Genomic DNA, 22,351 nt, shown 5'->3' on the forward strand with positions numbered 1-22,351 from the left:
CTGCCGGCCGTTTTCAATCCCCCATCGCGATCCCTTCCCGCCGCGGGTCGGCCCCGCCGAACCACACCGTCTGCCCCTGCACGTTCAGCCGCTGGATCCCCTGCAGTCCGGAATTCATCTCGACGACCTGCACGTCGTGCCCGCGTCCCTTCAGCCCGTCGACGAGCGCGTCCGACACGCGGCCGCGCTCGAGCTGCGTCGGCCCGTTCATCGACCCGATGTTCGGCAGCGCGATCGCCTGCTGCATCGTCATCCCCCAGTCCATCACGCCGATCAGCGTCTTCGCGACGTGGTTGATGATCGCGGGGCCGCCGGCCGAGCCGACGATCATCGTCACCTGCTTCGTCTTCTTGTCGAACACGAGTTCCGGCGCCATCGACGAGCGCGGCCGCTTGCCCGGCTGCACGCGGTTCGCGACGGGCCGGCCGTTCTCGCTCGCCACGAACGAGAAATCGGTGAGCTGGTTGTTCAGCATGAAGCCACGCACCATCAACCGCGAACCGAACGCGTCCTCGACGCTGGTCGTCATCGACAGCGCCTGGCCGTAGCGGTCGACGATCGCGATGTCGGACGTCGACGGCAATTCGGGGCTGCGGTCGTCGGCCAGCGCGAGCGTCGCGCCCTGCGGCGTGCCGGCCTGCGCGACGCCCATGCTCGTGTCGCCGATCAGGCGCGCGCGCTGCGCGAGATAGGTCCTGTCGGCGAGGCTCGCCCAGCTGCCGCCCGGCAGCGGCGCGAAATCGGGATCGGCGACGTAGCGCGCGCGGTCCGCATACGCGAGGCGCCCGGCCTCGCTGAACAGGTGCGCGGCGAACGGCGTCGGCTCGTAGCCGAGCTCGGTCCGCACCGGCTTCTGCGCGCCGATCTGCTGCCAGTCGGGCATCGCCTCGAGGATGCCGAGCATCTGCGCGACCGCGAGGCCGCCCGACGACGGCGGCGGCATCCCGCACACCACCGAGCGCCGGTAGTCGGTGCACAGCGGCGCACGCACCTTCGCCTTGTAGCGCGCGAGATCCTGCAGCGTCAGCAGGCCTGGATTGGTCGGGTGCTTGCGCACCTTCGCGACGATGTCGCGCGCGATCGCGCCGGTGTAGAACGCATTCGCGCCGCGGTCGGCGACCTGGCGCAGCACGGTCGCGAGCGCGGGGTTCTTCAGCACCGTGCCGGCCGCCTTCGGCGTGCCGTCCTTGTTGTAGAAGTACGCGCGCGCGGCCGGATCGTTCATCAGGTACTTGTCGTTCGCGATCAGCATCGCCAGGCGCGGGCTGATCGTGAAGCCGTGCTCGGCGAGCCGGATCGCGGGCTGGAACAGCCGGCGCCACGGCAGCTTGCCGTGCGCGCGGTGCGCGGTGTCGAGCATGCGCAGCACGCCCGGCGTGCCGACCGAACGGCCGCCGACGACACCTTCGTAGAAACCCATCGGCTGGCCGGTCGGGCCGTAGAACAGGCGGTCGGTCGCGGCGGCCGGTGCGGTCTCGCGGCCGTCGTATGCCTGCGTCGTCTTGCCGTCGGCGTACAGCATGAACGCACCGCCGCCGAGCCCCGACGATTGCGGCTCGACGAGCGCGAGCACCATCTGCGTCGCGATCGCCGCGTCGATCGCGGTGCCGCCGGCCTTCAGCATGTCGTAGCCGGCCTGCGTCGCGAGCGGGTTCGCGGCCGCGATCATGAAGTGCTGCGAGGTCCAGCCCGGCTTGTCGGTCCAGCCGGACGAGCGTTCGGGCGCGTGGACGCCGGGCAGCGGCACCGCGGCGCCCGACGCGGCGGCGACCGGGACGACGGCGCCCGACGGCGCGGACGGGGACGTGCAGCCGGCGCTGAACGTGGCGAGCGCGACGAGCGCGAGCGCGGCGACGGGCGTCCAGGGACGCGAATACGGACGAATCCGGTCGAACATTGAACCCTCGGCAACGGTGAATTCGAAGGTGGCGGCGTATGCGCGGCACGCGCTCCGCACGGGCGGCGCGCTATTGTCGCCGCGCGGCCGGCGGGTTGTCACCCGACAGGAAACCCTGACGCATCCCGTCGGGCCCGCCCCGGCCGGTCTTCCCGGCCTGTTCGAGGATGAACTCTATGAACGTCGCGGTCGCGCGCGTGTGGTGCCGGTTCGGCATGTAGAGCATGTACATGTGCGTGCCGAAGATGCTGAGCCGGTACGCGTCGAGCGAGGTGACGACCGTGCCGCGCCGCATGTCGTCCTGCATCACGTAGTCGGGCACGATGCCGACGCCGATCCCGGCGAGGATCGCCTGACGCAGGAACAGGAAGTTCTCCGAAATCAGCGTGGGTTCGAGCAGCACCTCGTGGCGCTCGTCGCCGAGATACGCGGCGATCCGCAACTGCCGCCCCAGCACCGTCGCGGTGACGACCGGCGCGGCGGCCAGCGCGCCGAGGCTCGCGGGCATCCCGTGCGCGGCCGCGAACGCGGGCGACGCGCACGCGACGTAGCGCACCGCGCCCATGTCGCGCGCGACGAGGTTCTGCGGCGGCTCGGACATCACGCGGATCGCGATGTCGACTTCGTCGCGCATCAGGTCCTCCACGCGATTCTCGAACACCACGTCGAGCACGATGCCCGGATGCAGCCGCTTGAACGCGAGCAGCCACTCGGACATCACCATCTGTCCGTAGCCGCTCGGCACCGACAGCCGCACGCGGCCCTGCAGGTCCTGGCCGAGCGTCGTCACCGATTCCTGCGCGGCGAGCAGTTCGTTGCGGATGCGCCGGCCGTGCTCGTACAGCTTCAGCCCGATCTCGGTCGGCTCGATGCGGCGCGTCGTGCGGCGCACGAGTTGCTGGCCGATCGAGCGTTCGAGCTGGTTCAGCCGGTAGCTGACGTTCGCGCGGCTCATCTTGAGCCGCTGCGCGGCCTTGCTCAGGTTGCCCGCATCGAGGATCTCGACGAGCAGCGTCAGCGCGTTCAGGTCCATGCCTTGTGTCTCCCGATCCCGCCCGCTTAAGGGCCGGAAACGGTCCGAAAGCATTCAATGTCAAGTCAGACTTGACAGCTTGTAAAGGCGCGCGGGAATTGTCAATGAATCTCGATCAATCGAGAATCGAGTCATGCCCGGCAACCACGCCGGATCGTTTCCCGCCGCGCGGCACCAGGCTCGGGAGCCGGCACCGCTCGCCGGCCCGACGACCGGTTCCGCCCGCGCGGCGCACCGCACTGGAGACACGATGAATTCACCCGCTTCCCCCGAACCTTCCCGCGCCGGCACCGTCACGCGCGAACGGCGCGACAAGGTGCTCGTCGTCACGATCGACCATCCGCCCGTCAACGCGCTGTCCGCCGACGTGCGGCGCGGTCTCGCCGACGCGCTCGACGCCGCGCAGGCCGACGACGCGATTCGCGCGGTGCTGATCGTCGGCGCCGGCCGCAACTTCATCGCGGGCGCCGACATCCGCGAGTTCGGCAAGCCGCCGGTGCCGCCGTCGCTGCCGGACGTATGCGAGCGGATCGAATCGAGCGCGAAGCCGGTCGTGGTCGCGCTGCACGGCGCGACGCTCGGCGGCGGCCTCGAGGTCGCGCTCGCCGCGCATTACCGGCTCGCGGTGCCCGGCGCGAAGCTCGGCCTGCCCGAAGTCACGCTCGGCCTGCTGCCCGGCGCGGGCGGCACGCAGCGCACGCCGCGCCTGATCGGCGCGAAGGCCGCGCTCGACCTGATGCTGACGGGGCGTCACGCCAGCGCCGACGAAGCGCTCGCGCTCGGCCTCGTCGATCGCGTCGCGCACAGCGACGACACGCTCGCCGAAGGTCTCGCCTATGCGCAGGAACTCGTGTCGCTCGGCGCGCCGGCGCGGCGCACGCGCGATGCGCAGGGGCTCGCCGATCGCGCGGCCGCGCAGGCCGCGATCGACGCGGCGCGCGCCGAGCTGCCGAAGCAGTCGCGCGGCCTGTTCTCGCCGGCGAAGATCGTCGATGCGGTCGAGGCCGCGCTCACGCAGTCGTTCGACGCGGGGATGAAGCTCGAACGCAGCCTGTTCCTGCAATGCATCGACAGCCCGCAGCGCGCGGGCCTCGTGCACGCGTTCTTCGCGGAACGCGAGGCCGCGAAGGCGCCCGAGGCGCGGCGCGCGAGCGCGCGTCCGGTCGAGCGGATCGGCGTGGTCGGCGGCGGCACGATGGGCGCGGGCATCGCGGTCGCGGCGCTCGACGCCGGACTGCCCGTGACGATGATCGAACGCGACGAAGCGTCGCTCGCGCGCGGCCGCGCGCATGTCGAGAAGGTGTACGACGGCCTCGTCGCGAAGGGGCGGATGACGCCGGCCGCGCACGCGGCGCGGCTCGCGCGCTTCAAGGGCAGTACGTCGTACGACGCGCTCGCGCAGGCCGACGTGGTGATCGAGGCCGTGTTCGAGGACATGGGCGTGAAGAAGGCGGTGTTCGCCGAACTCGCGCGCGTGTGCAAGCCGGGCGCGGTGCTCGCGACCAACACGTCGTATCTCGACATCGACGAGCTGGCCGCCGGCATCGACCGACCGTCCGACGTGATCGGCCTGCATTTCTTCTCGCCGGCCAACGTGATGAAGCTGCTCGAGATCGTCGTGCCGGCGCGCGTGAGCGCGGACGTCGTCGCGACCGCGTTCGCGCTGGCCAGGCAACTGAAGAAGACGCCGGTGCGCGCCGGCGTGTGCGACGGCTTCATCGGCAACCGGATCCTCGCGGTCTATCGCACCGCCGCGGATTACCTGATGGAAGACGGCGCATCGCCTTACCAGATCGACCGCGCGGTGCGCGAATTCGGTTTTCCGATGGGGCCGTTCCAGGTCGTCGACCTCGCGGGCGGCGACATCGGCTGGGCGACCCGCAAGCGCCGCGCGGCGACGCGCGACCCGCGCGCCCGCTACGTGGAGATTTCCGACCGGCTGTGCGAGCGAGGCTGGTTCGGGCAGAAGACCGCGCGCGGTTACTACCTGTATCCGGACGGCGCACGCGTCGGCACGCCGGACCCGGAAGTCGAGGCGATCGTCGCCGACGAGCGCGCGAAGAAGGGCATCGCGCCGCGCACGTTCACCGACGACGAGATCATGCGCCGCTACCTCGCCGCGATGATCAACGAAGGCGCGAACGTCGTGCACGAGAAGATCGCGCTGCGCCCGCTCGACGTCGACGCGGTGTTCCTGTACGGCTACGGCTTCCCGCGCTATCGCGGCGGCCCGATGCACTACGCGGACACGGTTGGCCTCGCGAACGTGCTCGCCGACATCCGCGCGTTCGCGAAGGAGGATCCGCTGTTCTGGAAGCCTTCGCCGCTGATCGTCGAGCTGGTCGAGCGCGGCGCGGATTTCGCGAGCCTGAACCATATCGACTGAACGCCCACCGCATTCGCAACGGACTCACGATGGACCTCAATTTCACCCCCGAAGAGGAAGCGTTCCGCACCGAAGTGCAGCGCTTTCTCGCCGCCGAACTGCCCGCGCGCACCGCGCGCAAGGTGAAGGGCGGCCTGCATCTGACGCGCGACGACATGCGCGAATGGCACGCAATCCTGAATGCCCGCGGCTGGCTCGCGAGCCACTGGCCGCGCGAGTATGGCGGCCCCGGCTGGAGCGTCGCGCAGAAATTCCTGTTCGACAACGAATGCGCGCTCGCCGGCGCGCCGCGCATCGTCCCGTTCGGCGTCAACATGCTCGGGCCCGTGCTGATCAAGTACGGCGACGAAGCGCAGAAGCGCCACTGGCTGCCGCGCATTCTCGACGGCACCGACTGGTGGTGCCAGGGCTATTCGGAGCCGGGCGCCGGTTCCGATCTCGCGTCGGTGAAGACGAGCGCGGTGCGCGACGGCAATCACTACGTCGTGAACGGCCAGAAGACGTGGACCACGCTCGGCCACTACGCGAACATGATCTTCTGCCTCGTGCGCACCGCGACCGACGTGCGCAAGCAGGAGGGCATCAGCTTCCTGCTGATCGACATGACCACGCCGGGTGTCGAAGTGCGCCCGATCATCACGCTCGACGGCGAGCACGAGGTGAACGAAGTGTTCTTCACCGACGTGCGCGTGCCCGTGGAGAACCTGGTCGGCGAAGAGAACCGCGGCTGGACCTACGCGAAATACCTGCTCACGTACGAGCGCACCAACATCGCCGGAATCGGCTTCTCGACGGCCGCGCTCGACCGGCTGCGCGCGGTCGCCGCGAAGGTGACGAAGAATGGCCGGCCGCTCGCGGACGATCCGTTCTTCGCGGCGCGCGTCGCCCGCGTCGAGATCGAGCTCGAGAACATGCGCACGACCAACCTGCGCGTGCTGGCCGCGGTCGCGGGCGGCGGCGTGCCGGGCGCGGAGAGCTCGATGCTGAAGATTCGCGGCACGCAGATCCGCCAGGAAATCACCGCGCTGATGCGCCGCGCGATGGGGCCGTACGCGCAGCCGTTCGTCGAGGAGGCGCTCGACGCCGATCACGACGGCGAGCCGGTCGGCCCGGACGGGGCCGCGAGCGCCGCGCAGCAATACTTCAACAACCGCAAGCTGTCGATCTTCGGCGGCTCGAACGAGATCCAGAAGAACATCATCGCGAAGATGATGCTCGGGCTGTAACGAGGGACGCGACGATGGATTTCCAGCACACAGAAGACCGCCGGATGCTGGCGGACACGTTGAACCGCTTCATCGCCGAACAGTATGCGTTCCCGGTGCGCGACCGCATCGCGCAGTCGACCGACGGATTCGATCGCGCGATGTGGCGGCGCTTCGCCGAACTCGGCGCGGTCGGCGCGCTGTTTCCCGAAGCCGACGGCGGCTTCGGCGGCGCGGGGTTCGATATCGCCGTGGTGTTCGAATGCCTCGGGCGCGGGCTCGTCGTCGAGCCGTTCCTCGGCGCGCTGCTCGCGGGCCGCGCGCTGTCGCTCGCCGGCGGCGACGCGCATCGCGAACGGCTTGCCGCGCTGATCGACGGCAGCGCGAGCGCCGCGTTCGCGCACGACGAGCCGGGCTCGCACTACGAACTGACGACCGTGCGCACGCGCGCCGAGCGTGCCGGCGACGGCTGGGTGCTGACGGGCGCGAAGGGCGTCGTCGACCAGGCCGCGCAGGCGGCATTCTTCGTCGTCAGCGCGCGTGTGTCCGGTCATGACGACGACGCGGCCGGCATCGGCCTGTTCGTCGTGCCGGCCGACGCGCCGGGCGTGTCGCTGCGCGACTACAGGAAGATCGACGGCGGCCGCGCGGCCGAAGTGCGTTTCGAGCGCGTCGTGTTGCCGGCCGATGCCGCGCTCGGCGCGCCGGATGCCCGGGACGGCGATGCCGGCGCCGCGCTGCTCGAACACGTGCTCGGCTACGGGCTGCTCGCGCTGTCGGCGGAGGCGCTCGGCGCGATGGACGTCGCGAAGGAAGCCACGCTCGAATACCTGCGCACGCGCAAGCAGTTCGGGCTGCCGATCGGCAGCTTCCAGGCGCTGCAGCACCGGATGGCCGACCTGCTGCTCGAAGTCGAGCAGGCGCGCTCGGCGGTGATCAACGCGGCCGCGCAACTCGATGCGCCGCGCGCGGTGCGCGAGCGCGCGCTCGCGGCGGCGAAATACAGCATTGGCCGGATCGGCACGCTCGTCGCCGAGGAAAGCATCCAGCTGCACGGCGGGATCGGGATGACGTGGGAGCTGCCGCTGTCGCATTACGCGAAGCGGCTCGTGATGATCGATCACCAGCTCGGCGACGAGGATCATCATCTCGCGCGCTACATCGCGCTGTCGAAACAGTAAAGGCATGCGACGCGAATGGAGGAGACAAGGATGACGAACGACCCGCGCGCATTGCCGCTGGCCGGCGTGAAGGTGCTCGATTTCTCGCGCGTGCTCGCGGGCCCGTGGAGCGCGATGGTGCTCGCCGATTTCGGCGCGGATGTGATCAAGGTCGAGCATCCGGTGCGCGGCGACGACACGCGCGACTGGGGGCTGCGGATCGGCGAGACCGAGACTACGTATTTCAACAGCGTGAACCGCAGCAAGCGGTCGATCTGCGTCGACCTGCAGACCGAGGACGGGCGGCGCATCGCGCGCGAGCTGGCCGCGCAGGCCGACGTGCTGATCCACAACTTCAAGTTCGGCGGTGCGGAGAAACTCGGCCTCGGCTACGACGCGCTGGCCGAACTGAATCCGCGGCTCGTGCATTGCGCGATTTCCGGCTACGACCGTTCGGGCCCGGAGGCCGCGCGGCCCGGCTACGACCTCGTCGTGCAGGGCGAGGCGGGGCTGATGGCGCTGAACGGCGAGGCCGGCCAGCCGCCGCTGAAATTCGGCGTCGCGGCGGTCGACCTGTTCACCGGCATGTATTCGGCGCAGGCGATCCTCGCCGCGCTGTACGAGCGTCACGCGACGGGGCGCGGACGGCGCATCGAGATGGCGCTGTTCGACTGCGGGCTGATGATCACCGCGTACTACGGGCTCGACGCGCTGCTGATGGGCGAGGATCCGCCGCGCTACGGCAACGCGCATCCGTCGATCGTGCCGTACGGCGTGTTCGATGCGGCCGACGGCCCGCTCGTGATCACGGTCGGCAACAACACGCAGTTCGCACGTTTCTGCGATGCGATCGAGCGGCCCGATCTCGCCGCGGACGAGCGCTACAGGACCAACCTCGGCCGCTCGGAAAACCGCGCCGCGCTGCTGCCGGAGATTCGTGGCGAACTCGCGCGGCGGCCGCGCGCGATGTTGCTCGCGGCACTCGCCGATGCGGGCATTCCGTGCGGCGAGGTGCTCGGGCTGCACGACGCGCTGACGTCGGAGCGCGCGACCCGCGCGGGGCTCGTCACGCGGCAGCCGCATCCGGTCGCGGGCGGCGTCGACGTGCTCGCGCCGCCGTATCGCTTCGACGGCGCGCGCCTGCCGGTGCGCGGCGCGCCGCCGGTGCTCGGCGCCGATACGGACGACGTGCTCGGTCGCTGGCTCGGGCTGTCGCCGGACGACCTGGCGCGGCTGCGTGCGGATCGCGTCGTGTAGCGCGTTTCATGTATTGCCGCCGCGGCGCGGGCGGAGCAGTCGACGCGCGCCGACCATCCATAAGACACGCCTCGCGAACGACGAGGGGACATCGGAGACACCATGGAGCATTCCGTCATCGAATCGGTCACGGCGCGCCGTGACTACCAGCAGCTCGTGCGTGCGCGACGCCGCTTCAGCTTCACGCTGACGGCGCTGATGATCGCGACCTACTACGGCTTCATCCTGCTCGTCGCGCTTGCGCCGCGCGTGCTGGCCGCGCCGCTGTACCGCGGCGCGACGACCACGGTCGGGATCGTCGCGGGCGTCGCGATCATCCTGGTCGCGATCGGCCTGACCGCGTGCTACGTGCTGCGCGCGAACCGTGCGTTCGACCGCCGCGTCGACGCGATCCTGCAACGTTCGTGACGGAGGCCGACATGCGACGCATCTCGTGCGCGCTCGGCGCGCTGGCCGTTCTCGCTTTCTCCACCTCCGCCGCGCGCGCGAGCGCCGTCGCGGGGCCGATGCCCGACAAGGTCGAGCTGAACCCGGTCGCGATCGCGATGTTCTTCGCGTTCGTGTTCGCGACGCTCGCGCTCACGCGCTGGGCCGCGCGCCGCACGCGCTCGACACGCGACTTCTACACGGCCGGCGGCGGCATCACCGGGCTGCAGAACGGGCTCGCGATCGCGGGCGACTACATGTCGGCCGCGTCGTTCCTCGGGCTGTCGGGGATGGTGTTCATGTTCGGCTTCGACGGGCTGATTTATTCGATCGGCTTCCTGGTCGGCTGGCCGTTCGTGATGTTCCTGATCGCCGAGCCGCTGCGCAACCTCGGCAGGTTCACGTTCGTCGACGTCGTCGCGTACCGCTTCGCGCAGCGGCCGATCCGGCTGCTGACGTCCGCGAACGCGCTGACGATCGTCGTGCTGTACCTGGTCGTGCAGATGGTCGGCGCGGGCAAGCTGATCCAGCTGCTGTTCGGGCTGTCGTACGGCATGGCCGAGCTGATCGTCGGCGTGCTGATGGTCGTGTACGTGTTCTTCGGCGGGATGACCGCGACCACCTGGGTGCAGGTGATCAAGGCCGTGCTGCTGCTGTGCGGCGCGACGCTGCTCGCGTTGCTCGCGCTCGGCGAATTCGGCTTCAGCGTCGACGAGATGTTCCGCCGCGCGGTGGCCGTGCATCCGGGCGCGCTGTCGATCATGGGGCCCGGCAAGCTGATCCGCGATCCGGCCAACGCGCTGTCGCTCGGCATCGCGCTGATGTTCGGCACGGCCGGCTTTCCGCACATCCTGATGCGCTTCTTCACGGTGCCGAACGCGAAGGAGGCGCGCAAGTCGGTGCTCTACGCGACCGGCTTCATCGGCTACTTCTACCTGCTCACGTTCGTGATCGGCTTCTCGGCGATCGTGCTGCTCGCGCAGCATCCGGAATTCTTCCGGCTCGGCGCGAACGGCACCTTCAACCTGACGCACGACCTGCTCGGCGGCTCGAACATGGTCGCGGTGAAGCTCGCACAGGCGGTCGGCGGCAACTGGTTCTACGGCTTCATCGCGGCCGTCACGTTCGCGACGATCCTCGCGGTGGTCGCCGGGCTGACGCTTGCCGGCGCGACCACGATCTCGCACGACCTGTATGCGCAGATGTGGGCGCGCGGCAAGCCCGACGAGCGGCTGGAGATGCGCATCTCGCGCGCGGCGACGATCGGGCTGTCCGCGGTCGCGATCGCGCTGTCGATCCTGTTCGAGCACGTGAACGTCGCGTTCATGGTCGGCCTGGTCGCGGCGGTGGCTGCCAGCGCGAATTTCCCGGTGCTCGCGATGTCGATCTTCTGGCGCGGGATGACGACGCGCGGCGCGGTGCTCGGCGGCGGCCTGGGCCTCGCGTCGGCGGTGGCGCTCACGGTGCTGTCGAAGTCGGTGTGGGTCGACGTGCTGCATCACGCGCATGCGCCGGTGTTCCTCGACAACCCGGCGCTCGTGTCGGTGCCGCTCGCGTTCGTCGGGATCGTCGTCGGCTCGCTCGCGGACCGCGGCGAGCGCGCGCGGCGCGAGCGCGAGGCCTTCTCGCGGCAGGAGTTCTACGCGCAGACGGGCGTGCTGGCCGGGGAGGCCGTGCAGCATTGATTCGTCGGATGAAACGATCCCTCCGTCCGGATCGCCGGACGGATATTTTCCGGAAATCCGGAATCCCGGATTTCCTTGCCTGCCGCATTATGAGAAATACAATGAAAACAATGGCTTGAGGGGTTCCGGAAACCTGGCATCGACCTTGCGATATGAAAAGCACGGCCATCCCCCCCGGCCTGACTATTAAACCAAGGAGACAATCGATGACCACTGCCTTCCACTCCCTCCGGACGTCCTGAGGCATCGCTTGTTGCGGCACGGCAGCCGCGCGGGCGAATGGCTCTTCCCCTGACATTCGTCCGCGCGCGTGACGCCGTTTCCACCGGCTCATCTACTTCAGCAGGAACCATCGTGAAGAAGAAACCCTTCTACAAAGTGCTCTACGTGCAGGTGATCTTCGCCATCATCGTCGGCGTGATCCTTGGCCACTTCTACCCGGCGCTCGCCACCGACATGAAACCGCTCGGCGACGGCTTCATCAAGCTGATCAAGATGGTGATCGGACCGATCATCTTCTGTACGGTCGTCACCGGCATCGCCGGCATGGAGGACATGAAGAAGGTCGGCCGCGTCGGCGGCAAGGCGCTGCTGTACTTCGAGATCGTGTCGACCTTCGCGCTGCTGCTCGGCCTCGCGGCCACGCACATCCTGCGTCCGGGCGTCGGCTTCAACATCGATCCGGCGACGCTGAACGGCAAGGAAGTCGCGTCGTACGCGGCGAAGGCGCACGGGCAGTCGACGGTCGACTTCCTGATGCACATCATCCCGAACACGATGGTCGATGCGTTCGCGCAGGGCGAAATCCTGCAGATCCTGCTGATCGCGCTGCTGTTCGGCAGCGTGCTCGCGCACCTCGGCGAGCGCGGCAAGGTCGTGACCGACTTCATCGACGGCCTCACGCGCGTGCTGTTCGGCATCGTGCACATCGTCACGAAGCTGGCGCCGATCGGCGCGTTCGGCGCGATGGCGTTCACGATCGGCAAGTACGGCGTCGGTTCGCTGGTGCCGCTGCTCAAGCTGATCGGCACGTTCTACCTGACCTCGGTCGTGTTCGTGCTGGTCGTGCTCGGCGCGATCGCGCGCGCCACGGGCTTCTCGATCATCCGCTTCGTGTCGTACATCAAGGAAGAACTGCTGATCGTGCTCGGCACGAGCTCGTCGGAAGCCGCGCTGCCGCAGCTGATGGAAAAGCTGGAGAAGGCGGGCTGCTCGCGCTCGGTGGTTGGCCTCGTCGTGCCGACCGGCTACTCGTTCAACCTCGACGGCACCAACATCTACATGACGATGGCCGTGCTGTTCATCGCGCAGGCGACCAACATCGAACTGACGTGGATGCAGCAGCTCACGCTGCTGGCGGTCGCGATGCTGACGTCGAAGGGCGCGAGCGGCGTCACGGGCGCGGGCTTCATCACGCTGGCCGCGACGCTCGCCGTCGTGCCGACGATCCCGCTGTCGGGCATGGTGCTGATCCTCGGCATCGACCGCTTCATGAGCGAATGCCGCGCGCTGACCAACATCATCGGCAACGGCGTCGCGACCGTCGTCGTGTCGGCTTGGGAAAAGGAACTCGACCGCAACAAGCTGCGCCAGGCCCTGAAGGGCGGCGGCGAGGTCACGACAACCGAGACGGCCGGCGTCTGACGTCATGAAGGAGCAGGCGGCGGCACCGCCCGCGGGCGGCGCGCCGCGCGGCGGCCCGGGCGGAGATGCGGAGCCCTATGACACAATAGGTGATCCGCATCGCCAGGAAGTCACGTCCGTGAAGCGCCGCCTGCTCATCCTCGTCGTGCTTGCCGCCGCGCTCGCGGCGGCGTGCGCGCTGACGTGGACCGTCACGTGGCGGCGCGGCGTCGCCGAGTTGCAGCGCAACGCCGCGGTGCGCGTCGACCGCACCACCAACGCGCTCAAGAGCACGCTCGACCGCTACGAGTCGCTGCCTTATCTGCTCGGCAGCCACCCGTACGTGCTGGACCTGCTCGCCGAGCCGAAGCGCGCCGATTTCACCGCGCGCGCGAACCGTTATCTCGAAGACCTCAACGAACACGCGCACGCGACCGTCACCTACGTGATCGGCGCGGACGGCCTGTGCGTCGCCGCCAGCAACTGGCGCGCGCCCGACAGCTTCGTCGGGACCGGATACCAGTTTCGTCCGTATTTCATCGATGCGATGAGCGGCCAGGTCGGCCGCTTCTTCGGGATCGGCACGATCTCGCGCGATCCCGGCTACTACATCTCGCAGCCGGTGTGGCGCGACGGCAGGATCGCGGGCGTCGTCGTCGTGAAGCTCAATCTCGAATGGTTCCAGGGCGCCGACGCGTCCGAACCGCTCGTCGTCGCGGACGATCACGGCGTCGTGTTCCTGTCGTCCGTGCCCGCGTGGAAATATCACACGCTGCATCCGTTGACGGGGCCCGTCGCCGCGTCGATCTACGAGACGCGCCAGTACGCGCAGCAGCCCGTCACGCCGCTGCCGCTGCGCGTCGAGCAGGTGCTCGACGCCGACGCGGAGATCGTGCGCCTCGGTCCCGGCCTGCGCGCGCCGCGCTTCCTCGCCAGCAAGCGGCGGATCGGCGAACCCGACTGGCTGCTGGTGACGCTCGCGCCGATCGCGCCCATCGACGCCGACGCGCGCAACGCGACGATCGTCACCGGCTTCGGCTTCGTGTCGGTCGCGTTGCTCGCGTTCTACTGGCGCATGCGCCGCGCACGCGTGCGCGAGATGATCCGCGGCCGCGCATTGCTGCAGCAGGCGTATGCGGAGCTGAACCGGCGCGTCGAGGAGCGCACGGCCGACCTGTCGGAGGCGAACGAGCAATTGCAGAAGGAGGTCGGCGACCGGATCCGCGCGGAGCAGGAATTGCGCGCCGCGCACGACGAACTGATCCAGGCGAGCAAGCTCGCCGCGCTCGGCCAGATGGCGGCCGGCATCACGCATGAATTGAACCAGCCGCTCGCGGCGCTGCGCAGTTTCTCGGACAACACGCGCGTGCTGCTCGATCGCGGCGAGCAGGCAGCCGCGCGCGAGAACCTCGAGGCGATCGCCGCGTTGACCGAGCGGATGGGCAAGATCACCAATCAGCTGAAGCTGTTCGTCGGCCGCGCGAAGCCGCGCAACGAACGGGCGCTCGTCGTGCGCGCGCTGCGCAGCGTGCTGTCGCTGCTCGGCGACCGGCTGCGCGGCGTCGCGCTCACGCTGACGCTGCAGGATGCGACCGTGTCGCCCGCGCAGGATGCCCCGCTCGACCTCGCGTGCGACTATCCGGAACTCGTCGCCCGCTGCGAGGACCTGCGCCTCGAACAGGTGCTGATCAACCTGATCGGCAACGCGCTCGACGCGGTCGCGGGCGTCGCGGCACCGGCGATCGAAGTGACGATCGCGGTGTCGGTCGCGACGCTCGCGATCGAGGTGCGCGACAACGGCTCCGGCATCGCGCCCGACTTGCTGCCGCGCCTGTTCGAACCGTTCTTCACGACCAAGGAAATGGGGCGCGGGCTCGGGCTGGGCCTCGCGATCTCGTCGTCGATCGCGAGCGATGCGGGCGGGGCGCTGACCGCGCGCAATGCCCCGTCCGGCGGCGCACTGTTCGTCTTGACGCTGCGGCGCGCGCGCACGCATCATCCGGACTCGGTGTCCGAACCGGCGGGCTCGCACTAGGGCCGGCCGGCATCAACGAGGGCCGCGCGCACCAGCGCCGCGCGGCCTGTCAGGAGCAAGTGACCAAGATGGCCAACCGGCTGCAAGTGATCTATATCGAAGACGATGCGCTCGTTCGCCGGGCGAGCGTGCAGAGCCTCCAGCTCGCGGGGTTCGACGTCGTCGGGTTCGAATCGGCCGAGGCGGCCGACAAGGCGATCGTCGCGGAAACCGCCGGCGCGATCGTCAGCGACATCCGGCTGCCCGGCGCGAGCGGGCTCGACCTGCTCGCGCAGTGCCGCGAGCGCGTGCCCGACGTGCCGGTGATCCTCGTCACCGGCCACGGCGACATCTCGATGGCCGTGCAGGCGATGCGCGACGGCGCGTACGACTTCATCGAAAAGCCGTTCGCGGCCGAGCGGCTGATCGAGACCGTGCGCCGCGCGCTCGAGCGGCGCGAGCTCGTGCTCGAGAACCATGCGCTGCGGCGCGAGCTGGCCGGGCAGAACATCGTCGCGCCGCGCATCATCGGCCGCAGCCCGGCGATCGAACAGGTGCGCAAGCTGATCGCGAACGTCGCGCCCACCGACGCATCGGTGCTGATCAACGGCGACACGGGCGCCGGCAAGGAGCTGATCGCGCGCAGCCTGCACGAGCTGTCGCCGCGTCGCGACAAGCCGTTCATCGCGGTGAACTGCGGCGCGCTGCCCGAGCCGATGTTCGAGTCCGAGATGTTCGGCTACGAGCCCGGCGCGTTCACCGGTGCCGCGAAGCGCCGCGTCGGCAAGCTCGAATACGCATCCGGCGGCACGCTGTTCCTCGACGAAATCGAAAGCATGCCGCTCGCGCTGCAAGTGAAGCTCTTGCGCGTGCTGCAGGACGGCGTGCTCGAACGGCTCGGCTCGAACCAGCCGATCCGCGTGAACTGCCGCGTCGTCGCGGCCGCGAAGGGCGACATGAGCGAACTCGTCGCGGCCGGCACGTTCCGGCGCGACCTGCTGTACCGGCTCAACGTCGTGACGATCGCGCTGCCGCCGCTCGCCGAGCGCCGCGAGGACATCGTGCCGCTGTTCGAGCACTTCATGCTCGACGCGGCCGTGCGCTACGGGCGGCCGGCCCCCGTGCTGACCGACCGGCAACGCGCGAGCCTGATGCAGCGCGACTGGCCCGGCAACGTGCGCGAGTTGCGCAACGCGGCCGACCGCTTCGTGCTCGGCGTCGCCGACATGCCGCAGGAAGCCGGCGCGGGCGGCGACGATGCGGAGAGCGACCAGACGCTGAAGGAGCGCATCGAGCAGTTCGAGCGCGCGGTGATCGCCGAGGCGCTGAACCAGACGGGCGGCGCGGTCGCCGCGACGGCCGACCGGCTGCATGTCGGCAAGGCGACGCTGTACGAGAAGATGAAGCGCTACGGGCTGTCGGCGAAAGGCGAAACCGAGCGCTGAAAAAGAGACGGACCGCGGAACCGGGCTGGCCGGTCGGGCGGTCCGTGGGCAGGGCGCGATGGGCGGCCCTGCGAGCCTTGTCGTGCGGCGCTCAGGCCGCGTTGCCGTCGAGCGCCTTCTTGAGCAGCGCGTCGAGTTCCGCGAATTGCGGGGCGCCGACGTAGCGCTTCAGGATCTTGCCGTCCTTGTCGACGACGAAGGTCGTCGGCGTGAGCTGCACGTTGCCGAACTGCTTCGCGACGCTGCCGTCGTCGAGCGCGACCTTGAACGGCAGCTGACGCGTCTGCGCGTAGTTCGCGACGTACATCGGCGGATCGTAGTTCATCGCGACCGCGACGAATTCCAGCCCCTGGCCCTTGAAGCGATTGTAGGTATCGACCATCTGCGGCATTTCCTGCATGCAGGTCGCGCAGCTCGTCGCCCAGAAATTCACGAGGTAGACCTTGCCCTTCAGGTCGCCGGCCGTCGATACCTTCTGGCCCGACAGCAGCGTGAACGTGGCGTCCGGCACGGTGGACTTGCCGTTGAACGCGAAGAAGCCGGCAACGGCGATGGCCGCGACGACGACGGCCGCGACGATATAGCGGACGGGGCCGGTGCGGCGCTGGGCGGGAGGCGTGGTGTTCATCTGCGGGTGCTCTCGGAGTCGGTCGATGACGCGGATCGATGCAAAGGACGTCGAAATTCGGCGCTCATTTTAGCGCGAATGCGACGCGCGCACCGGCGGCCGCCACGCATACCGGGCGCCGGCTTCGGCGGATAATGGGCGTTTTTGCCTGTCCCCATCACTGCCATGCCGAAGGAAGTTCTCCATTCGTTGCGCCCCCTTTTTCGTCCGCTGCGACACTTCGCCGCGCTCGCATGCGTGAGCGCGGCGCTGGCCGCGTGCTCGCCGTCGTATGACTGGCGCACGCTGCACAACGACGCCGGCTACACGATCGACCTGCCGGCGAAGCCGACCGTCGAGGATCAGCCGGTGGCAGTCGGCGGCGCGTCGATGCCGATGCGGATGCAGGCCGCGCACGTCGACGGCGCGGTGTTCGCGGTCGGCACGCTGACGCTGCCCGACGACCGCGACGATACGCGCCACGCGGCGCTCGAGTTCCTGCGGTCCGGGTTGTCGCGCAATCTCGAAGGCGCGCCGCAGACGGCCTCGGTGCCGGTGCCGCTCGCGGCCGGTGGCGCGGTGAACGGGCTCGAACTGCGCGTCGCGGGCGCGGCCAGCGGCGGCGACCATTCGCACAAGACGATCGTCGCGCGGCTCGTGGCGCGGGGCCGGCACGCGTACCAGGCCGTCGCGATCGCCGACCGGCCGCTCGCGCAGGAGCAGCTCGACCAGTTTTTCGGTTCGTTCAAACTCGACTGACAGCGGCCGGCGAGGGCGCTTGGACGCTCCGTGACAATTGAAAGTTCATTCGCAGCTTTCGACGCTAATCGCCGGATTTTGCGGGGATTTTTCGGCTATCCACAGTGCATGTGGATAACTTTGTTGAAAAGTTGATCGAATCTCCCGCAAAGCCGCGCCGGACGGCCTTCCGGCGCATTTCACAGCTCGCGCTTGCTTTGAGAAAAATCAATAAAAACAAAGGGATGCGAATTTCGCGATGAAAGGGCGCCCATGCAGGGTGATCGGGGGCCGGATTCGTGCAATTGTGCATAAGTCAAGTCTTGACAGCCGTATTTTGTCCTCCGAAGGCGCTCACAGTGCCGTGAGCGCACGCCGGTAGCGGATCGCTTCGGCGATCTGCGCGGCCGTCGGCAACGGGTCGCCGGCCAGGTCCGCGATCGTGCGCGCGACCTTCAGCACGCGGAAATACGCGCGCGCCGACCAGCCGAAGCGCTCGCCGGCCTCGCGCAGCAGCCGCTCGCCGTCGTCGGTCGGCCGGCACAGGTCGTCGGTTTCTCGGCCGCTCAGCATGTGATTGGTCTTGCCTTGCCGGTCGCGTTGCAGCGCACGCGCCTGGGCGACCCGTGCGGCGACCGCCGCGCTCGGCTCGCCCGGTGCCGTCGCGCGCGACGCGAGTTCGGCCGGCGACAGCGCGGGCAGGTCGATCTGGATGTCGATCCGGTCGAGCAGCGGGCCCGACAGCTTGCGCAGGTAGCGCGCGGCGGCATCGGGCGTGCAGCGGCAACGCCCGGACGGATCGCCGTGCCAGCCGCACGGGCACGGGTTCATCGCGGCGATCAGCTGGCACGCGGCGGGGAAGTCGGCCTGCTGCGCCGCGCGCGAGATCGTGATGCGGCCCGCTTCGAGCGGCTCGCGTAGCATTTCCAGCACGTGCCGGTCGAATTCGGGCAGTTCGTCGAGAAACAGCACGCCGAGGTGCGCGAGCGTGATCTCGCCCGGCTGAGGCGGGTTGCGGCCGCCAACCAGCGCGGCGGCGCTCGACGAATGGTGCGGCGAGCGGAACGGGCGCCGCCGCCACTGCGAGGGCGAGAAGCCGATGCGGCTCGCGGAAAGGAGCGCGGCCGACGTCAGCGCCTCGTCGTCGGTCAGCGGCGGCAGGAGGCCGGGCAGCCGCGCGGCGAGCATCGACTTGCCGGCGCCGGGCGGCCCGATCATCAGCATGTGGTGCCCGCCCGCGGCAGCGACTTCGAGCGCGCGCCGGGCGCCGCGCTGGCCGACGACGTCCGCGAGATCGGGCGCGGCGGGCGCCGGCACGCCGTCGAGGCAGGGCGCCGCGACCGGCGCGAGCCGGGCATCCGGCGTGCCGGCCAGGTGCGCGCACAGCGCGGGGAGGTCGGGCGCGCCGAACACGGTGACGCCCGGCACCAGCGCCGCCTCGGCCGCGCTGTCGAGCGGCAGATACAGCTCGGGCGGGCGCGACAGGGCTGACACGCCGGATATCGCGACGCAATCGACGCCGGAATGGCCGCTGGAATCGAAACGGGAACCGGGACCGGAATCGAGGTCCGCTGCGGCATGACCCGCGCGCCGGTCGCGCGCGGCGCCGCACGCCATCGCGAACGCACCGCGCATCGGCCGCAGCGCGCCGGTCAGCGACAGTTCGCCCGCGAATTCGCGGCCGGCCAGCGCGTCGGCCGGGAGCTGGCCGTTCGCGGCGAGGATGCCGAGCGCGATCGGCAGGTCGAAGCGGCCCGATTCCTTCGGCAGGTCGGCCGGCGCGAGATTGACGGTGATACGCCTGACGGGGAAGTCGAATCCGCAGTTCTGCAGCGCGGCGCGCACGCGCTCGCGGCTTTCGCGGACTTCGAGATCAGGCAGGCCGACGATCGAGAACGACGGCAGCCCGTTGGCAAGATGAACTTCGACGGTGACGTCCGGCGCGCGGCCGGCCGCCGGCGCGCGACTGCGCACCACGGCGAGCGACATGGCGAGGCTCCTGTAGATGAATCGGACGGGCTACGGCCGTTCGGGGCCGCATGCCGCGGGAATCGGAGGAATCGGTGCGCGCGCTGCCGGCGTGGCGCGGGAAAGAACGAGGAACGACGAACTGCGAAGAGCGAGGAACAGCGAAGAACGACGGAACGGCTAGCCGACTGGCTGATTTCCGGGTGACAGGCGCGGGCCGCACGAGGCGGCCCGCGCCCGGACCAGTCGGTCGGGTGGGGCGTCAGGCCTGGGACGCTGCGAGCTTCTGCTCGAGTTCCGCGACGCGCTTCTCGAGTTCCTCGAGACGCACGCGAGTGCGGGCGAGCACATGTGCCTGCGTGTCGAACTCCTCGCGCGTGACGAGATCGAGCTTCGAGAAGCCTTGCGACAACATGGCCTTCACGTTGCGCTCGACATCCTTGGCCGGCGAGTTTTTCAGCAGATCGCTGACGCGCGACTGCAGGTCGTTGAAAACATCGCTGGGTTGCTTCATGAGATTTCCTTCCTTGCACAAAAATTGTGCATATTCAGTTGCATACGTGCCCATGATGCACGCATGACCGGAAATGGTGCGCCCGCGGCGCGATTTCCGGGCACGGCGCCCGCATGGGTGAATGGCCCGGTAAGCCGGGACGTGCGTGCACTCTAGCAACGATCCTTTCGGCGCGCCAGCAAACCGGGCCATGTTGGCCATTCGGCCGGGCTTCCGCACCTTTCAGCATCAGATGCGACCCTGTTTAAGAGCGGTTCGAGGCGGTCTTCGCACGAACATGGCATGCGAGTTGCTGAGGAGAGACCGTTACACCATTCCAACCAATTCGACGGGACCACCCAGCGAGAGGACTTCATGAAACTGATTACCGCAATCATCAAGCCGTTCAAGCTCGATGAGACGCGCGAAGCGCTCTCCGCGCTCGGCGTCTCGGGCATCACGGTCACTGAGGTGAAAGGGTTCGGGCGCCAGAAGGGGCACACCGAGTTGTACCGGGGCGCCGAATACGTGGTCGATTTCCTGCCGAAGATGAAGATCGAGGCGGCCGTGTCCGACGATCTCGTCGACCAGGCGGTCGAGGCGATCGAGCGGGCCGCCCGCACCGGCAAGATCGGCGACGGGAAGATCTTCGTCACGCCGATCGAGCAAGTGATCCGGATCCGGACCGGGGAGACCGGCGCAGACGCGCTGTAACAGACAAAGACAAGCGACAAGAGGAAACCCGAGATGCGCAAACTTCTGATGTCCCTGCTGATGGCCGGTTCGCTGATCGCGGCCGGTGTCGGCCCCGCGCTCGCCGACGACGCGGCTTCCGCCGCGGCTGCGTCCGCGCCCGCCGCAACGGCGTCCGATGCGTCGGCAGCCGCCGCTCCGGCCGCTTCGGCGCCGGCCGCCACGGACGCATCGGCGCCTGCCGCTGCCGCCGCGCCCGCTTCGGGCGCCGCCTCCGACGCATCGGCCGCTGCCGCCGCGTCCGCGCCGGCCGCACCCGCCGCGCCGACCGAGCCGTTCTCCGTCGATTCGTCGAAGATCAGTGCCGGCGACACCGCGTGGATGCTGACGTCCACCGCGCTCGTGCTGTTCATGACGATCCCCGGCCTCGCGCTGTTCTACGCGGGCATGGTCCGCAAGAAGAACGTGCTCGCGACCGTGATGCAGAGCTTCGCGATCACCGCGGTGATCACGGTGCTGTGGACGGTGGTCGGCTACAGCCTCGCGTTCACGCCGGGCAACGGCTTCATCGGCGGGCTGTCGCGCGCGTTCCTGCACGGCATGAGCTACGTGAAGGGCGACAAGGCAACCACGCTGACCGTCAGCCACCTCGCGACGACGATTCCGGAATCGGTCTACTTCGTCTACCAGATGACGTTCGCGATCATCACGCCGGCCCTGATCTGCGGCGCGTTCGCCGACCGGATGAAGTTCTCGGCGATGCTCGTGTTCATGGCGCTCTGGTCGCTGATCGTCTATGTGCCGATCGCGCACATGGTGTGGGAGCCGACCGGCTGGCTGTCGGCCGACGGCGTGCTCGACTTCGCGGGCGGCACCGTCGTGCACATCAACGCCGGTATCGCGGGCCTCGTGTCGTGCCTGATGCTCGGCAAGCGCGTCGGCTTCGGTCGTGAGTCGATGGCGCCGCACAACCTCGTGCTGACGATGATCGGCGGCTCGATGCTGTGGGTGGGCTGGTTCGGCTTCAACGCGGGTTCCGCGGTCGCGGCCGACGGCCGTGCCGGCTTCGCGATGCTGACGACGCAAGTCGCGACGGCGTGCGCGGCGCTCGGCTGGATGTTTGCCGAATGGATCTCGCACGGCAAGCCGTCGGTGCTCGGCATCGTGTCGGGCGCGGTCGCGGGCCTCGTCGCGATCACCCCGGCCGCCGGCTTCGTCGGCGTGACGGGTGCGCTCGTGATCGGTATCGCGGCAGGCGTCGTGTGCTTCTGGTCGGCGACGTGGCTCAAGTCGAAGCTCGGCTACGACGATTCGCTCGATGCGTTCGGCGTGCACGGCATCGGCGGGATTCTCGGCGCGCTGCTGACGGGCGTGTTCGCGGTCAAGGACATCGGCGGCGCCGACGGCAGCCTGCTGCTGCAGGCCAAGGGCGTGCTGATCACGCTGGTGTACAGCGGCGTCCTGAGCTTCGTGCTGCTGAAGCTGATCGACCTGACGATCGGCCTGCGCGTGACCGAAGAGGAAGAGCGCGAAGGCCTCGACGTGGTGCTGCACGGCGAGCACGTCGAATAAGTCGTACGGATGACGGCGGCCCGCCGCGCAGACGGCGCCCGCCCCGAATGAGCGCAGCGACTTCGGCCCGCCCGCCCGGCGGGCTTTTTTTCTCCTGCCGCGTGCTGCCGTAGCGCATAACCCTTCACGCTATCGGGTCAATAGCCGAA

General features: G+C 69.1%; 17 protein-coding genes. 12 read left to right on the forward strand and 5 right to left on the reverse strand.

The genetic code is table 11. The features are described 5' to 3' along the window. Positions 1-13 precede the first annotated feature (13 nt). Positions 14-1,897, reverse strand: a complete 1,884-nt coding sequence (gene ggt, locus ACV22V_RS13345; RefSeq protein WP_448014167.1) for a gamma-glutamyltransferase — start codon at positions 1,895-1,897, stop codon at positions 14-16. Between the two features lie 70 nt (positions 1,898-1,967). Then, complete coding sequence (locus tag ACV22V_RS13350) at positions 1,968-2,930, reverse strand: LysR family transcriptional regulator (RefSeq protein ID WP_059691426.1); 963 nt, start codon at positions 2,928-2,930, stop codon at positions 1,968-1,970. A 250-nt stretch (positions 2,931-3,180) separates the two neighbouring features. On the opposite strand from ACV22V_RS13350, the gene ACV22V_RS13355 reads away from it, so the two are divergent. From ACV22V_RS13355 to ACV22V_RS13395, 9 genes are all read left to right on the forward strand, one after another. Continuing rightward, positions 3,181-5,316, forward strand: coding sequence for a 3-hydroxyacyl-CoA dehydrogenase NAD-binding domain-containing protein (locus ACV22V_RS13355; RefSeq protein WP_448014168.1), 2,136 nt, complete (start codon positions 3,181-3,183; stop codon positions 5,314-5,316). A gap of 29 nt (positions 5,317-5,345) precedes the next feature. Then, the gene (locus ACV22V_RS13360; RefSeq protein ID WP_059681621.1) at positions 5,346-6,542 is read left to right on the forward strand and encodes an acyl-CoA dehydrogenase family protein; all 1,197 of its coding nucleotides are present in this window, start codon (positions 5,346-5,348) and stop codon (positions 6,540-6,542) included. 14 nt (positions 6,543-6,556) lie between these two features. Then, positions 6,557-7,702 (forward strand): acyl-CoA dehydrogenase family protein, encoded by a 1,146-nt coding sequence (locus tag ACV22V_RS13365; RefSeq protein ID WP_448014170.1) that lies wholly within the window; start codon positions 6,557-6,559, stop codon positions 7,700-7,702. 30 nt (positions 7,703-7,732) lie between these two features. Beyond that, positions 7,733-8,938 (forward strand): CaiB/BaiF CoA transferase family protein, encoded by a 1,206-nt coding sequence (locus tag ACV22V_RS13370; RefSeq protein ID WP_448014171.1) that lies wholly within the window; start codon positions 7,733-7,735, stop codon positions 8,936-8,938. Between the two features lie 102 nt (positions 8,939-9,040). Further along, a complete protein-coding gene (locus tag ACV22V_RS13375) occupies positions 9,041-9,346 on the forward strand; it encodes a DUF485 domain-containing protein (protein ID WP_059524028.1) in 306 nt (101 codons plus the stop codon). 11 nt (positions 9,347-9,357) lie between these two features. Continuing rightward, complete coding sequence (gene actP / locus ACV22V_RS13380; RefSeq protein WP_448014172.1) at positions 9,358-11,049, forward strand: cation/acetate symporter ActP; 1,692 nt, start codon at positions 9,358-9,360, stop codon at positions 11,047-11,049. A gap of 354 nt (positions 11,050-11,403) precedes the next feature. Continuing rightward, a complete protein-coding gene (locus tag ACV22V_RS13385) occupies positions 11,404-12,693 on the forward strand; it encodes a dicarboxylate/amino acid:cation symporter (RefSeq protein ID WP_059526276.1) in 1,290 nt (429 codons plus the stop codon). A 4-nt stretch (positions 12,694-12,697) separates the two neighbouring features. Then, the gene (locus ACV22V_RS13390; protein WP_059526272.1) at positions 12,698-14,707 is read left to right on the forward strand and encodes a sensor histidine kinase; all 2,010 of its coding nucleotides are present in this window, start codon (positions 12,698-12,700) and stop codon (positions 14,705-14,707) included. Between the two features lie 68 nt (positions 14,708-14,775). Beyond that, positions 14,776-16,131 carry a sigma-54-dependent transcriptional regulator gene (locus ACV22V_RS13395; protein ID WP_059465914.1) on the forward strand — a complete coding sequence of 452 codons (1,356 nt, stop codon included), beginning with the start codon at positions 14,776-14,778 and terminating at the stop codon, positions 16,129-16,131. Between the two features lie 91 nt (positions 16,132-16,222). Here the strand turns inward: ACV22V_RS13395 and ACV22V_RS13400 are convergent, their stop codons facing one another. Further along, positions 16,223-16,759, reverse strand: coding sequence for a peroxiredoxin family protein (locus ACV22V_RS13400; RefSeq protein ID WP_059526269.1), 537 nt, complete (start codon positions 16,757-16,759; stop codon positions 16,223-16,225). A 165-nt stretch (positions 16,760-16,924) separates the two neighbouring features. Here ACV22V_RS13400 and ACV22V_RS13405 point away from each other — a divergent pair, with 165 nt between their 5' ends. Next, on the forward strand, positions 16,925-17,497 hold the full coding sequence (locus tag ACV22V_RS13405; protein WP_059703302.1) for a hypothetical protein: 573 nt from the start codon (positions 16,925-16,927) through the stop codon (positions 17,495-17,497). Between the two features lie 333 nt (positions 17,498-17,830). Here the strand turns inward: ACV22V_RS13405 and ACV22V_RS13410 are convergent, their stop codons facing one another. Together ACV22V_RS13410 and ACV22V_RS13415 are read right to left on the reverse strand one after the other, a co-directional pair. Further along, the gene (locus ACV22V_RS13410) at positions 17,831-19,465 is read right to left on the reverse strand and encodes a YifB family Mg chelatase-like AAA ATPase (protein ID WP_448014174.1); all 1,635 of its coding nucleotides are present in this window, start codon (positions 19,463-19,465) and stop codon (positions 17,831-17,833) included. Positions 19,466-19,706: 241 nt separating this feature from the next. Then, positions 19,707-19,958 carry an accessory factor UbiK family protein gene (locus ACV22V_RS13415; protein ID WP_059526259.1) on the reverse strand — a complete coding sequence of 84 codons (252 nt, stop codon included), beginning with the start codon at positions 19,956-19,958 and terminating at the stop codon, positions 19,707-19,709. A gap of 354 nt (positions 19,959-20,312) precedes the next feature. On the opposite strand from ACV22V_RS13415, the gene ACV22V_RS13420 reads away from it, so the two are divergent. Both ACV22V_RS13420 and ACV22V_RS13425 read left to right on the forward strand, forming a co-directional pair. After that, entirely contained in the window at positions 20,313-20,651 is a 339-nt protein-coding gene (locus tag ACV22V_RS13420) for a P-II family nitrogen regulator (RefSeq protein WP_006398175.1), read from the forward strand. Between the two features lie 33 nt (positions 20,652-20,684). After that, a complete protein-coding gene (locus ACV22V_RS13425) occupies positions 20,685-22,202 on the forward strand; it encodes an ammonium transporter (RefSeq protein WP_059526256.1) in 1,518 nt (505 codons plus the stop codon). Positions 22,203-22,351 lie beyond the last annotated feature (149 nt).

The sequence above is a fragment of the Burkholderia sp. AW33-5 genome (assembly GCF_053427615.1).

Bases quoted from the DNA above. Each gene is read 5' to 3' on its own strand.
- ACV22V_RS13420 (WP_006398175.1), top strand. From the start codon at position 20,313: ATGAAACTGATTACCGCAATCATCAAGCCGTTCAAGCTCGATGAGACG.
- ACV22V_RS13360 (WP_059681621.1), top strand. From the start codon at position 5,346: ATGGACCTCAATTTCACCCCCGAAGAGGAAGCGTTCCGCACCGAAGTG.
- ACV22V_RS13355 (WP_448014168.1), top strand. From the start codon at position 3,181: ATGAATTCACCCGCTTCCCCCGAACCTTCCCGCGCCGGCACCGTCACG.
- ACV22V_RS13375 (WP_059524028.1), top strand. From the start codon at position 9,041: ATGGAGCATTCCGTCATCGAATCGGTCACGGCGCGCCGTGACTACCAG.
- ACV22V_RS13395 (WP_059465914.1), top strand. From the start codon at position 14,776: ATGGCCAACCGGCTGCAAGTGATCTATATCGAAGACGATGCGCTCGTT.
- ACV22V_RS13415 (WP_059526259.1), bottom strand. From the start codon at position 19,958: ATGAAGCAACCCAGCGATGTTTTCAACGACCTGCAGTCGCGCGTCAGC.
- ggt (WP_448014167.1), bottom strand. From the start codon at position 1,897: ATGTTCGACCGGATTCGTCCGTATTCGCGTCCCTGGACGCCCGTCGCC.
- ACV22V_RS13350 (WP_059691426.1), bottom strand. From the start codon at position 2,930: ATGGACCTGAACGCGCTGACGCTGCTCGTCGAGATCCTCGATGCGGGC.
- ACV22V_RS13400 (WP_059526269.1), bottom strand. From the start codon at position 16,759: ATGAACACCACGCCTCCCGCCCAGCGCCGCACCGGCCCCGTCCGCTAT.
- ACV22V_RS13410 (WP_448014174.1), bottom strand. From the start codon at position 19,465: ATGTCGCTCGCCGTGGTGCGCAGTCGCGCGCCGGCGGCCGGCCGCGCG.
- ACV22V_RS13365 (WP_448014170.1), top strand. From the start codon at position 6,557: ATGGATTTCCAGCACACAGAAGACCGCCGGATGCTGGCGGACACGTTG.
- ACV22V_RS13405 (WP_059703302.1), top strand. From the start codon at position 16,925: ATGCCGAAGGAAGTTCTCCATTCGTTGCGCCCCCTTTTTCGTCCGCTG.
- actP (WP_448014172.1), top strand. From the start codon at position 9,358: ATGCGACGCATCTCGTGCGCGCTCGGCGCGCTGGCCGTTCTCGCTTTC.
- ACV22V_RS13425 (WP_059526256.1), top strand. From the start codon at position 20,685: ATGCGCAAACTTCTGATGTCCCTGCTGATGGCCGGTTCGCTGATCGCG.
- ACV22V_RS13390 (WP_059526272.1), top strand. From the start codon at position 12,698: ATGAAGGAGCAGGCGGCGGCACCGCCCGCGGGCGGCGCGCCGCGCGGC.
- ACV22V_RS13370 (WP_448014171.1), top strand. From the start codon at position 7,733: ATGACGAACGACCCGCGCGCATTGCCGCTGGCCGGCGTGAAGGTGCTC.